This is a genomic window from Curtobacterium sp. MCPF17_002 (assembly GCF_003234115.2).
Lineage (GTDB): Bacteria > Actinomycetota > Actinomycetes > Actinomycetales > Microbacteriaceae > Curtobacterium.
The window spans coordinates 1,988,325-1,999,851 of record NZ_CP126251.1 but is presented as its reverse complement, the minus strand read 5'-3'; the positions used below and the strand labels follow the sequence as shown (position 1 = coordinate 1,999,851).

Genomic DNA, 11,527 nt, shown 5'->3' with positions numbered 1-11,527 from the left:
GCCATTGCGATCCTACCGTCCGCGCGGACGCTCGGCCCGCGAGCGTTCGTTCAGGGCCTGGAGGCGCGGGTCGTCTCCGTCTCGCGCGGCACCTTCACGACGATGCCGACCACGATGAACAGCGCCGCCGCGACGAGCTGGAGCGCCGCCCAGAGCTCCCCGGGGATCGACACGACCGCGAGCGGGTTCCAGCAGACCGCGACGGCGGCCATGAGCACGGTGACCCACCAGGTCCGGCCGCGGACGGCGAAGACGAGCACGATGAGCGCGAGGACGGTCACGCCCCAGCGGGCGAACACGAACGCGGACGAGTCCACGATCGCGACGCAGGCGAGCAGGACGATCGCCGCGATGAGCGACGGGGCGAGGGCCGGCCGGGTGAACGGGGGCAGCTCGCCCTTCGCGCGGGCACCCGAGCGGCTGCCTGACCCGCCCCTCGCGGCCTGGCGCCCAGCGGCCGAACGCGCCGAGGTCGTGCGCGCAGGGGTCGTGCGCGCAGGGACCCCGGGCACGCCGTCCTGGGACGACCCCACCGGGGGCCGTCCCTTCCGAGCGGCCATCAGGCCGAGGCGCCGTCGAGGTCGATCGCCTGGATCGAGCGGGACATCGGCGGGAGCTCACGGACCCGCTCGAGTGCCGGTACGAGCTCCGCGACGTACGCCCGGTAGCCCTCCTCGGTCAGGTGCAGACCGTCGTCGGTGAAGCGGTCGTCGAGGTGGTCGCCGTCGGCGAGGGCGGGCCAGGCGTCGAGGTACTGCGCGTGGCACGTTGCGACGAACTGCCGGAGGTGCCGGTTCGCCTCCTCGATCTTGGTCGAGAAGTCGGCCTGACGCGGCAGGATCGACACGAGCAGGAGCCGGACGCCCGGGAGCTCGCGGCGGAGGGTGACGAGCACGGACTCCACCCCGCGGACCACGTGCTCGACGCTCGCCCGGTGGTTGCCGAAGTCGTTCGTGCCGACGAGCAGCACGATGACCTCCGGCTGCTGGGCGATCACGTCGTCCAGACGGGCGAGCACCCCGTCGGTGGTGTCGCCGCCGACACCCTGGTTCACGGTGCGCTCGTCGGGCAGCCAGGTGTCCCACGACCCCTGCGCCGTGATGCTGTCGCCGAGGAACAGGACGGCGCCGTGGTCCTCGGTGCTCGCTGCGTCGTCGGGCTGGACTGCGTCCGCGGTCATGCTGCCTCCTCGTGTTCCGGTGCCGGATCCGGACCCGATGTGGGATCCCCATCCGGCCCTGGTGCCGGATCTGGAACCGGTGCCGGCTTCCCATTCTGCTGGGTCCAGTTCCGTCCCGTCGACTCGGTGTGCTCGGACTCCCGTTCGGCGGCTGCGGTGATGCGCTCCACCATGCCGGGGAAGATCACGCCGTGGAACGGCAGGATCGAGTACCAGTACAGCCGTCCGGAGAGCCCCTGGGGGAAGTAGATCGCCCGCTGGCGGTAGTCGCTGCCGCCGTCCGCGGCCGGGGTGACCGTCATCTCGAGCCAGGCTCGGCCCGGTGACTTGAACTCGGCGCGGAGGCGCAGGTACCGCCCGCGGTCGAGACGTTCCACACGCCACCAGTCGAGCGCGTCGCCCTGCTCGAGGCGCTTCGGGTCGCGGCGGCCCCGGCTGAGCCCGACTCCCCCGGCGATCTTGTCCATCCAGCCGCGGGCGACCCAGGCGAGGGGGAACGAGTACCAGCCGTTCTCGCCGCCGATCGACTCGACGACGCGCCACACGTCCTCGGCGGAGGCGGACGAGTGCCGCTTCCGGTCGTCGACGTACACGGTGTGGCCGGCCCAGTCGGGGTCGCTCGGCAGCGGGTCGGCCGGGGTCGCGGAGAGCGTGGCGTTCCGCCAGCTCGTCTCGACCTCGCCGGTGCGCATCCGGCTGAGTGCGAGTCGTACGGCACGGCGGTAGGTCGTCAGGCCGCCGGCCGGACGCGGCACGACGTCGTCGATGTCGTGCTCGCGCTGGACGCACTCGAACTGGAGCGACTCGATGATCGGCGTCGCGAGCTTCCGCGGGATCGGCGTGACCACGTTGAACCAGTGCGCGGCGAGGCGCGGGGTGAGGACGGGCAGCACCGAGATCGGGCGCTGCGGCAGCTTCGCCTCGACCGCGTATCCGTTGAGCATCTGGCCGTAGCGGAGCACGTCCGGCCCACCGATGTCGAACGTGCGGTTGACGTCGGCGGGGATCTCGAGCGCCTGCACGAGGTAGTAGAGGACGTCGCGGACGGCGATCGGCTGGATCCGGTTCCGCACCCAGCGCGGCGCCGGCATCCACGGCAGCACGTCGGTCACGTGGCGGATCATCTCGAACGAGGTGCTCCCGGACCCGATGACGACGCCCGCCTGGTAGGCGACGGTCGGCACGCCGGACCGCAGCAGGAGGTCCCCGACCTCCTTCCGGCTGCGGAGGTGCTTCGACAGCTCGCCGTCGGGGTGCAAGCCGCCCAGGTACACGAACCGGCGGACGCCGGCGGCCTTCGCCTCGTGCGCCATGGTCTCGGCGGCCTGCCGCTCGGCGTGTTCGAAGTCGCCCTCCGCGCCCATCGCGTGGGCGAGGTAGTAGACGGCCCCGATCCCCTCGACGGCGGCGCGCACCGCGGTGGCGTCCTGGAGGTCGCCCTCGACGATCTCGACGTCGTCGTGCCAGGGGACGTCCTGGAGCTTCCGAGGGGTGCGGACGAAGACGCGGACGCTGTGGCCGGCTTCGAGGAGACGTGGGACGAGGCGACCGCCGATGTACCCGGTGGCCCCGGTGACGAGGACGTGCATGCGGGGCACGGTACGCGGCCCGGCTCCGGGTAGGCTTGCCGGGTGGACAATGCAGCGTTCTCCGTCGATCCCGAACAGATCAGTGCCGATGTCGTCCGTGGTCTCATCGACCACGCGATCCTGAAGCCCGAACTGACCCGTGCGGACGTCGACGCGCAGCTCGACGAAGCCGCCGCGTACCGCGTGTTCAGCGTGTGCGTCCGCCCGAGCGACGTCGCCCACGCGGTCGAGCGTCTCCAGGGCACCGGGGTCGGCGTCGGGACGGTCATCGGCTTCCCGCACGGCACCACGTCCACCGGGGCCAAGGTCGCCGAGTCGCTGCAGGCCCTCGCCGACGGGGCGTTCGAGCTCGACATGGTGCAGAACATCGGCGCGGCGAAGTCCGGCGACTGGGAGCGCGTCGAGGCCGACGTCCGCGCCGTGGTCGACGCCGCGGGCAGCACCGTCGTGAAGGTCATCCTCGAGACCGCGTTCCTCACCGACGACGAGATCGTCGCCGCCTCCCGCGCCGCGCAGTCCGCCGGGGCCGCCTTCGTGAAGACCTCCACCGGGTTCGCCGGCGGCGGTGCGACCGCCGAGCACATCCGCCTCATGCGCCAGACCGTCGGGGCCGACACGGGCGTCAAGGCGTCCGGCGGCGTCCGCGGCCTCGACACCCTGCTCGAGATGGTCACGGCGGGCGCCGACCGCATCGGCACGAGCGCCTCCGCACGCATCCTCGACGAGGTCGCGCACCGTGCCGAGAGCGGCACCGCGTCGGCGCTCGGCGACGACACCTCCTCCTACTGACCCGGACCACCCCACCAGAGCCGGTGCCCACCGGACGCGACGCCGCGTCCCGGAGCCGCACCGTGCCTCCAGACCGCCGCATCGGAGCGAGCATGTCCACCACAGCACCGCAGACCACCCCGCTCGCCCTCGCCGTCGACCTCGGCGGCACCAAGGTCGAGGCGGCGCTCGTCACCGACGAGGGCGTCATCCTGCCGGCCACCCGCTTCCGCAGCCCCACCGGGCCGCAGCGCACGTCCGAGGAACTGCAGGCGGCCGTCGACGAGGTCGTCACCGCCGCGATCGCCGCGCTGCCCGCCGACGCCACGCTGATCGGCGTCGGCATCGGGTCCGCCGGGCCCGTCGACGAGGAGCACGGCCTCGTGTCCCCGCTCAACATGCCGGTCTGGCGCGGCTACCCGCTGCGCGACCGTGTCGCCGCGCACGTCCCCGACGGCGTCCCGGTCACGCTCCGCATGGACGGCCTGGCGATCACGCTCGCCGAGCACTGGATCGGTGCCGCACAGGGCCACGACCACGTGATGGGCATGATCGTCTCGACCGGCGTCGGCGGCGGCCTGATCCTGCACGGCCGCACCGTGAGCGGCCCGACCGGCAACGCGGGGCACATCGGCCACGTCGAGTGCGGTGGCTTCGACGACCACTGCGCCTGCGGCGGCACCGGCTGCCTCGAGGCGATCGCCAGCGGCCCGAAGACCGTCGCCTGGGCGCAGCGGCAGGGCTTCACCGGCACCACCGGTGAGGAACTGTCGGCGGCCTACGCAGCCGGCGACGAGATCGCGGTCGCGGCCGTCCAGCGGAGCGGTCGCGCGCTCGGGCAGGCGATCGCCGCCGCGACGAGCCTCGTCGACCTCGAGGTCGTGGCCATCGGCGGCGGCTTCTCGCACGTCACGCCCGACCTGTTCGAGTACGCGCGGCAGGCGGTCGCCGAGCGCGTCGAGTTCGGGTTCGTCACCAAGGTGCGCATCGTGCCGACGGGGCTCTCGCAGGACGGCCCGCTCATCGGCGCCGCTGCGCTCGTGCACCGCGCCGACGTCCTGCGCTGACGTTCCGCGCTGCGCGCGCTGCGCGCTCGGCCGGCCGAGTCTCGCCTGGGCGGACAGTTCGCGGGTCCGGCGACGCGCGTTTCGTCCGCATGGCCGAGTCTCGGACGCGGCCGGCGGCGGTGGACGTGACCACTGACGGCCTGGAGGCGCGGTGCGGGCCCGCACCGCGCCTCCAGGCCCGTCGGTCGGTACCGTCCACCGGACCGCGCCACGCGCTCTCCACAGGCGGTGCGGTGCGCGGAGGAGCGTGGGGCAGGATGTGCGGGTGGCCCGCTCGCGACTCCTGACCAGCGACGACTGGCCGGAGTCCGAACTGCGGAGCGCGGTGCTCGCCGGCGAGCTCGTGGCCGTCGGGCCGTGCTGGGCCTCGCCCGCAGAGCCGCAGACGCCCGAGCTGCGGGCCGCCGCGGCGGCCTGGGTCCTGCGGGACGCTCGGCTCATCGCGAGCACACTGACGGCGGCGTGGATCTGGGGCGCCGCCTCACGCCTCCCGGCACCGGTCGAAGCGTGCATCCCGCTGCAGGTGCGCGTGCACGTCGAGGCCGACGTCCGACTGCGCGCGGTCCGGATCGACGACGACGACATCGCCCGCCTCGGAGCGCTCCGCGTGACGGTCCCGGCGCGGACCGCCGTCGACCTGCTGCGGTCCCCCGGCGCGACGGCGGGGGCCTTCGGCGGCGCCGAGGCATCCGCGGTGCACGGGCTCCTGGCCATCGGCGCGGTCAGCAGCGCAGAGATCGTGGAGCGCCTCAGGAGCCTCGGGACGGTGCCGATGGTCCGGCAGGCCGAGCGGCGGCTGCGCGCCCTGCAGCAACCCGCTCGGGCCGCGGCGGTGCCCGCTCCGGTCAGCCGGCGCTGACGCGGTACACGTCGTACACCGCGTCGATGCGACGGACGGCGTTCAGCACGCGGTCGAGGTGCGTGGTGTCGCCCATCTCGAACACGAAGCGGCTGAGCGCCAGACGGTCGGACGACGTCGACACCGTCGCCGACAGGATGTTCACGTGGTGGTCGGTGAGGACCCGTGTGACGTCGCTGAGGAGGCCCGACCGATCGAGCGCCTCGATCTGGATCTGGACCAGGAACACCGACTTCGACGACGGGGCCCACTCGACCTCGATCATCCGGTCGGGCTCGTTCATGAGCGACTTCACGTTCGTGCAGGACGCCTGGTGCACCGAGACGCCCTGGCCGCGGGTGATGAACCCGACGATCTGGTCGCCCGGCACCGGCGTGCAGCACTTCGCGAGCTTGACGAGGATGTCCGGAGCGCCACGGACCAGCACGCCGCTGTCGCTGTTGCGCAGCTGCCGGCTGGTGACCTGCCGCGGGAACGCGAGCTCGGGTTCGTCCGTCTCGGTGTCGGTCTGGACGTTGCCGAGGACCTTCTCGATCACGGACTGGGTCGACACGTGGCCCTCGCCGATGGCGGCGTACAGGGCGGACACGTCGTCGTACCGCATCGAGGACGCCACTTCGGAGATGGAGTCCTGGCTCATGATGCGCTGGAGCGGCAGGTTCTGCTTGCGCATCGCCCGGGCGATGGCGTCGCGGCCCTGCTCGATCGCCTCTTCGCGGCGCTCCTTGGTGAACCACTGCTTGATCTTGTTGCGGGCCCGGGGGCTGCGGACGAAGGTCAGCCAGTCCTGGCTGGGGCCGGAGTCGGGGTTCTTCGACGTGAAGATCTCGACGACGTCACCGCTCGACAGCGCGCTCTCGAGCGGGACCAGTCGACCGTTGACCTTGGCGCCCATCGTGCGGTGCCCGATCTCGGTGTGCACGGCGTACGCGAAGTCGACCGGGGTCGCACCGGAGGGCAGGCCGATGACCTTGCCCTGCGGCGTGAAGACGTAGGTCTCCTTCGCGCCGATCTCGTACCGCAGGGAGTCGAGGAACTCGCCCGGGTCGCTCGTCTCCGCCTGCCAGTCCGTGATGTGCGCGAGCCACGCCATGTCCTGGTCGGTCGCCGAGGAAGCGTCGACGTCGCGTCCGGCCGCGCGCTGCTTGTACTTCCAGTGCGCGGCGACACCGAACTCGGCACGCTGGTGCATCTCGTGCGTGCGGATCTGGATCTCGACGGCACGCCCCTGCGGCCCGAGGACCGTGGTGTGCAGCGACTGGTACAGGTTGAACTTCGGGGTCGCGATGTAGTCCTTGAAGCGACCCGGCAGCGGGGTCCACCGCGCGTGCACCGAACCGAGCATCGCGTAGCAGTCGCGCACGGTCGGCACGAGGACGCGGATGCCGACGAGGTCGTAGATCTCGTCGAACTCGCGGCCGCGGACGATCATCTTCTGGTAGATCGAGTAGTACTGCTTCGGCCGGCCCATCACGTCGCCGCGGACCTTCGCTGCCTTGAGGTCCTTCTTGAGGGTGCCGATGACGTTCTGCACGAACTGCTCGCGCTTCGGCTGCCGTTCCTTGACGAGGCTGTCGATCTCGACGTAGAGCTTCGGGTGGAGCACCGCGAACGAGAGGTCCTCGAGCTCCAGCTTGATCATCTGGATGCCGAGACGGTGCGCGAGCGGCGCGTAGATCTCGAGCGTCTCCTTCGCCTTCCGCGTCGCGGAGGTGGACTCGACGAAGCCCCACGTGCGGGCGTTGTGCAGTCGGTCGGCCAGCTTGATGACGAGCACCCGGATGTCCTTCGACATCGCGATGACCATCTTGCGGACGGTCTCCGCCTGCGCGCTGTCGCCGTACTTGACCTTGTCGAGCTTGGTGACGCCGTCGACGAGCATGGCGATCTCGTCGCCGAAGTCCGCGCGCAGCTGGTCGAGCTGGTAGTCGGTGTCCTCCACCGTGTCGTGCAGCAGGGCCGCGGCGATCGTGATCGTGCCGATGCCGAGGTCGGCGAGGATCTGCGCGACCGCGACCGGGTGCGTGATGTACGGCTCGCCGGACTTCCGCTTCTGCCCGTCGTGGGCACGCTCGGCGACCGAGTAGGCACGCTCGATGAGGGTGACGTCGGCCTTCGGGTGGTGCGAACGGACCGTGCGGATCAGGGTGTCGACGGCACCGGCTGGCTGGGCACGCGAGAAGAGCCGGGGCAGCAGCGACCGGAGGGAACCGAGGTTGCCGGTGGTGTTCGGGCCGAGGGGGCTGGAGGGCCGCGGCGCGGAACCCGGGCGGCTCGCGACCTGGTCGGACCGGGAGGCGGCCGCGTCGCGCGCGGAGTCCTGGGGCGTGGATTCACGGGTGTCCGTCATGATGCGCCTCCCAGGGACTCGGTCCGGCCTCGATCCGACAAGACTACGCGCGCCGGGTCAGTGCTCGTGACGGGGTTCGCCGTGGGCGTCGGCACCGGCATCGGCGTGGGCGTCGGCGCCGGGCCGGACCACCGGTGCGCCCGTCTGCTCCCACGCGACCATGCCGCCGGCGAGGTTGACCGCCGGCACCCCCGACTGCTCGAGGGCGGCCACGACGCGGGCCGAACGAGCGCCGGAGTGGCAGACGATGATCGCCGGCTCGTCCCCGCCGTCGATCTCCTTCCACCGGGCGACCAGCTCGGACATCGGCACGAGGGTGGCCTGGGGAGCGTGGACCTCGTCCCACTCCCCCGGCTCGCGCACGTCGAACAGGCGCGAACCGGACTCGAGACGGCGGAGCGCCTCGGCGACGTCGATCTCGTCGATCTGGATCGGCATCAGACCTCCGCCGTCGCGTCGACCTCGCGCCGGCGCTTCGCCGCGGCCTGCTGCTTCTTGGCGTCAGCCTGCTTGACCTTCGGCTCGTTCTCGCGCAGGTGGGCGTACATCGGCGACGCGATGAAGATCGTCGAGTAGGTGCCGACGATGATGCCGATGAAGAGCGCGAGCGAGATGTCGCGGAGCGTGCCGGCGCCGAGGATGTACGACCCGATGAAGAGGATCGCCGCGACCGGAAGCAGGGCCACGACCGAGGTGTTGATCGACCGGACGAGGGTCTGGTTGACCGCGAGGTTCACCGACTGCACGAAGGTGCGGTGCGATTCCTGACTCGTGTTCTCGCGCACCTTGTCGAACACCACCACGGTGTCGTACAGCGAGTACCCGAGGATCGTGAGGAAGCCGATCACCGCCGCCGGGGTGACCTCGAGCCCCACGATGCCGTACACGCCGGCGGTGATGAGGAGGTCGTGGAGGAGCGCCACCATCGCGGAGACCGACATCTTCCACGTGCGGAAGTAGACGGCCATGAACACGGCGGCCAGGGCGAGGAAGATCACGAGGCCGCGGATGGCCTGGTTGAGCACGTCGGCACCCCAGGTCGCACCGATGAACGTCGCCGCGACCCGGTCCTCGGGGACGTCGTACGCCTTCGCGAGGGCGTCCTGCACCTCGGTCGTCTCACGGTCGGTGAGCTGCCCGGTCTGCACGCGGATGCCGTGCTGGCCGAGCTGCGAGACGCGCGGGACACCGTCGGGGACGATCGACTCGACGGTCTCGGTCGCGAGGTTCTGGTCGAGGGTCTTCACGTCGGAGAGGGTGAACTCCGACCCGCCGGTGAACTCGATGCCGAGCTGGTACCCGCCGCGGAGCCACGGCACCGCGAGCGCGATCACGATGGCGATGACCGCGATGAGGTACCAGGTCTTGCGCCGGCCGACGATGTCGTACGAACGCTTCCCCGTGTAGAGGTCGCTGCCGAACTGGCTGAAGCTGGCCATCAGTCGTCCTTCCCGTCCGGCGTGGTGCCGTTGTCGACGGAGCCCTGCTGGGCCTTCCGCTCCGCGATCGTCTGTCGACGCTGGGCCTCACCGGCACTGCGCTGGCGCTTGCCGTCGACCACGGGGGCGCGGAACTGCGCTCTCCCCCGGTAGACGGCGCCGAGTGCTGCCGGATCGAGCCCGCTGAACTTGTGCCCCTCGCCGAAGAAGCGGCTGCGGGCGATGATCTGCATCATCGGGTGCGTGAACATCACGACCACGACGACGTCGATGAGGGTCGTGAGGAGCAGCGTGAACGCGAAGCCCTTCACGTCGCTCACCGCGAGGATGTACAGCACGATGGCGGCGAGGAAGTTGATCGAGTCGGACGCCAGGATCGTGCGGAGTGCGCGCTTCCACCCGGACTCCACGGCGCTCTCGAGGCCACGGCCGTCCCGCAGTTCGTCGCGGATGCGCTCGAAGTAGACGATGAACGAGTCCGCCGTGATGCCGATCGCCACGATCAACCCCGCGACCCCGGCGAGCGAGAGGCGGTAGTCGACGCGCCAGGACATGATCGCGATCACCAGGTACGTGAGCACACCGGCGACCCCGAGCGAGAGCACCGTGACGAACGCGAGTGCCCGGTACTGGATCACCGAGTAGATGATGACCAGGATGAGGCCGATCAGTCCGGCGACGAGACCGCCGACGAGCTGGGCGGTGCCGAGCGTCGCGGAGATGTTCTCGTTCGACTGCACCTGGAAGTTGATCGGCAGGGCGCCGTACTTCAGCTGGTCGGCGAGGGTCTTCGCGGAGTCGGCGGTGAAGCTGCCGGTGATCTGCGCCTTGCCGTTGGTGATCGCCGAGTTCGTCGACGGTGCGGTGATCACGGACCCGTCGAGGACGATCGCGAACTGGTTCTGCGGAGCCGCCAGCGAGACGAGACGGTTGGTGACCTCGCGGAAGTCCTTCGTGCCGTCGCCGTTGAAGCTCAGGTTGACGGCCCACTGGCCCGTCGACGTGCCCTGCGAGTCGGTGGCGAGACCGGACGTGGCGTTGCTGATGTTCGACCCGGAGACCTCGACCGGACCGAGGATGTACTTCGCGGCACCGTCCTGGTCGCAGGTGACGAGGGGCTCGTCATCGGGTGCCGTCGTGACGTCGTCCGGCGCCTTGCAGTCGTAGTTCGTGTACAGGTCCTGCAGCTTCGGCGTGACCCAGTTCAGGTCGCTCGCGTTCGACGGCTTCGCGCTCGGCGTCGCGGCGAGCGACGCGGGCGGCGAGTACGGCGTCGGGGACGCGGAGGAGCTGCTGTCGCCGCCGACCGAGGAGCTCGTCGCTGCCTCGGTGTAGAGCACCGGGCGGAACGTCAGCTTCGCGGCGGCCTCGATGCGGTCGATCGTCGCCTTGTCGGGCTTGCCCGGGATGGAGACGACGATGTTGTTCGTCCCCTGGGTGTTGATCTGCGACTCGGAGACACCCGTGGCGTTGATGCGCTGCCGGATGATGTTCACGGCCTGGTCGAGCTGCTGGTTCGTCACCGAGCCGCCCTCGGTGTTCTGGGCCGCGAGGGTCAGCTGCGTACCGCCCTGCAGGTCGAGGGCGAGTTCCGGGACCCAGCTGGCCCCTTCGAACCACTTGCCGCTGTCGTCCTTCGTGGACCCGGCGAGGATCGACGCGGCGGTGTTCAACCCAGCGAGGACCGCCATCAGGATCACCAACCAGGTGAGCGAGCGGATCGCCTTCTTGACGGGTGTCGATCGTGCCACCGGTCGTCTCGTCTTTCTGTCAGGACCGACGGGGGTGACCGGCGGCAGGTGTCGCCGCCGGATCGGTGGACCCGGCGGCCGAGGGGTCAGTCTTCGGTCTTGCGCTTCGCCGCGTCGGCGTCGGTCTCGGTCGGGTCGATGCGCTCACCGTAGACCGGCTCGCCGTTCAGCTCGGCGACGGGCTTCGGCTCGTCCTCCGGCGTGGCGGTGGTCTCGATGTCCGACGCGCTGTCGTCGACGACGCGCGACAGGGTCTGACGGTGGACGGTGACGACCGTGCCCGGAGCGATCTCGACGTCGGCGGTGACCTTCTCGTCGTCGACCGACAGGAGCGTGCCGTACAGGCCGAAGGACAGCATGACCCGGGCACCCGGCACCATCTTGGTGGCGAGCTCGCCCTGCTGCTTCTTGCGCTTGCGGCTGTTGTAGAACATGAAGGCCGCGAACGCCACGACGATGACGATGAGGATGACTTCTTGACCCATGATGCGATGCCTTCTCTGGTTGCTCGGTTTCGGGCCGTA

Annotated in this window: 11 protein-coding genes; 3 read left to right on the top strand and 8 right to left on the bottom strand. The window is 70.7% G+C overall.

What is annotated here, in order from left to right:
- Positions 1-50: 50 nt before the first annotated feature.
- The 3 genes from DEJ28_RS09400 to DEJ28_RS09390 are packed head-to-tail and all read right to left on the bottom strand — an operon-like array spanning position 51 to position 2,769.
- Positions 51-533 carry a DUF6804 family protein gene (locus tag DEJ28_RS09400; RefSeq protein ID WP_258368148.1) on the bottom strand — a complete coding sequence of 161 codons (483 nt, stop codon included), beginning with the start codon at positions 531-533 and terminating at the stop codon, positions 51-53.
- A gap of 26 nt (positions 534-559) precedes the next feature.
- Positions 560-1,180 (bottom strand): GDSL-type esterase/lipase family protein, encoded by a 621-nt coding sequence (locus tag DEJ28_RS09395; protein WP_111116482.1) that lies wholly within the window; start codon positions 1,178-1,180, stop codon positions 560-562.
- Positions 1,177-2,769, bottom strand: a complete 1,593-nt coding sequence (locus DEJ28_RS09390; protein ID WP_111116483.1) for an SDR family oxidoreductase — start codon at positions 2,767-2,769, stop codon at positions 1,177-1,179. The genes DEJ28_RS09395 and DEJ28_RS09390 overlap by 4 nt, the downstream gene beginning before the upstream one ends.
- A gap of 42 nt (positions 2,770-2,811) precedes the next feature.
- Here DEJ28_RS09390 and deoC point away from each other — a divergent pair, with 42 nt between their 5' ends.
- The 3 genes from deoC (at position 2,812) to DEJ28_RS09375 (ending at position 5,463) form a co-directional block, all read left to right on the top strand.
- Complete coding sequence (gene deoC / locus DEJ28_RS09385) at positions 2,812-3,558, top strand: deoxyribose-phosphate aldolase (protein ID WP_284180738.1); 747 nt, start codon at positions 2,812-2,814, stop codon at positions 3,556-3,558.
- A 92-nt stretch (positions 3,559-3,650) separates the two neighbouring features.
- Positions 3,651-4,604: an ROK family protein gene (locus DEJ28_RS09380; protein ID WP_111116515.1), complete on the top strand. Its 954-nt coding sequence runs from the start codon at positions 3,651-3,653 to the stop codon at positions 4,602-4,604.
- A 265-nt stretch (positions 4,605-4,869) separates the two neighbouring features.
- Positions 4,870-5,463 (top strand): type IV toxin-antitoxin system AbiEi family antitoxin, encoded by a 594-nt coding sequence (locus tag DEJ28_RS09375; RefSeq protein WP_181433777.1) that lies wholly within the window; start codon positions 4,870-4,872, stop codon positions 5,461-5,463.
- On the opposite strand, the gene DEJ28_RS09370 is transcribed toward DEJ28_RS09375, so the two are convergent.
- The 5 genes from DEJ28_RS09370 to DEJ28_RS09350 all read right to left on the bottom strand — a co-directional run bounded on the left by DEJ28_RS09370 (position 5,450) and on the right by DEJ28_RS09350 (position 11,488).
- Positions 5,450-7,813 carry a RelA/SpoT family protein gene (locus DEJ28_RS09370; protein ID WP_258368149.1) on the bottom strand — a complete coding sequence of 788 codons (2,364 nt, stop codon included), beginning with the start codon at positions 7,811-7,813 and terminating at the stop codon, positions 5,450-5,452. The two genes, DEJ28_RS09375 and DEJ28_RS09370, sit on opposite strands and share 14 nt — an antisense overlap.
- A gap of 57 nt (positions 7,814-7,870) precedes the next feature.
- A complete protein-coding gene (locus DEJ28_RS09365; RefSeq protein ID WP_111116485.1) occupies positions 7,871-8,251 on the bottom strand; it encodes a rhodanese-like domain-containing protein in 381 nt (126 codons plus the stop codon).
- Positions 8,251-9,252: a protein translocase subunit SecF gene (gene secF, locus DEJ28_RS09360; RefSeq protein ID WP_111116486.1), complete on the bottom strand. Its 1,002-nt coding sequence runs from the start codon at positions 9,250-9,252 to the stop codon at positions 8,251-8,253. The genes DEJ28_RS09365 and secF overlap by 1 nt, the downstream gene beginning before the upstream one ends.
- A complete protein-coding gene (gene secD / locus DEJ28_RS09355) occupies positions 9,252-11,003 on the bottom strand; it encodes a protein translocase subunit SecD (protein WP_111116487.1) in 1,752 nt (583 codons plus the stop codon). The genes secF and secD overlap by 1 nt, the downstream gene beginning before the upstream one ends.
- An 86-nt stretch (positions 11,004-11,089) precedes the next feature.
- Complete coding sequence (locus tag DEJ28_RS09350) at positions 11,090-11,488, bottom strand: preprotein translocase subunit YajC (protein ID WP_111116488.1); 399 nt, start codon at positions 11,486-11,488, stop codon at positions 11,090-11,092.
- Positions 11,489-11,527: the final 39 nt, after the last annotated feature.

Coding starts and splice junctions, on each gene's coding strand:
- DEJ28_RS09395 (WP_111116482.1), bottom strand. CDS start 1,180: ATGACCGCGGACGCAGTCCAGCCCGACGACGCAGCGAGCACCGAGGAC.
- DEJ28_RS09390 (WP_111116483.1), bottom strand. CDS start 2,769: ATGCACGTCCTCGTCACCGGGGCCACCGGGTACATCGGCGGTCGCCTC.
- DEJ28_RS09380 (WP_111116515.1), top strand. CDS start 3,651: ATGTCCACCACAGCACCGCAGACCACCCCGCTCGCCCTCGCCGTCGAC.
- DEJ28_RS09370 (WP_258368149.1), bottom strand. CDS start 7,813: ATGACGGACACCCGTGAATCCACGCCCCAGGACTCCGCGCGCGACGCG.
- DEJ28_RS09365 (WP_111116485.1), bottom strand. CDS start 8,251: ATGCCGATCCAGATCGACGAGATCGACGTCGCCGAGGCGCTCCGCCGT.
- secF (WP_111116486.1), bottom strand. CDS start 9,252: ATGGCCAGCTTCAGCCAGTTCGGCAGCGACCTCTACACGGGGAAGCGT.
- DEJ28_RS09350 (WP_111116488.1), bottom strand. CDS start 11,488: ATGGGTCAAGAAGTCATCCTCATCGTCATCGTCGTGGCGTTCGCGGCC.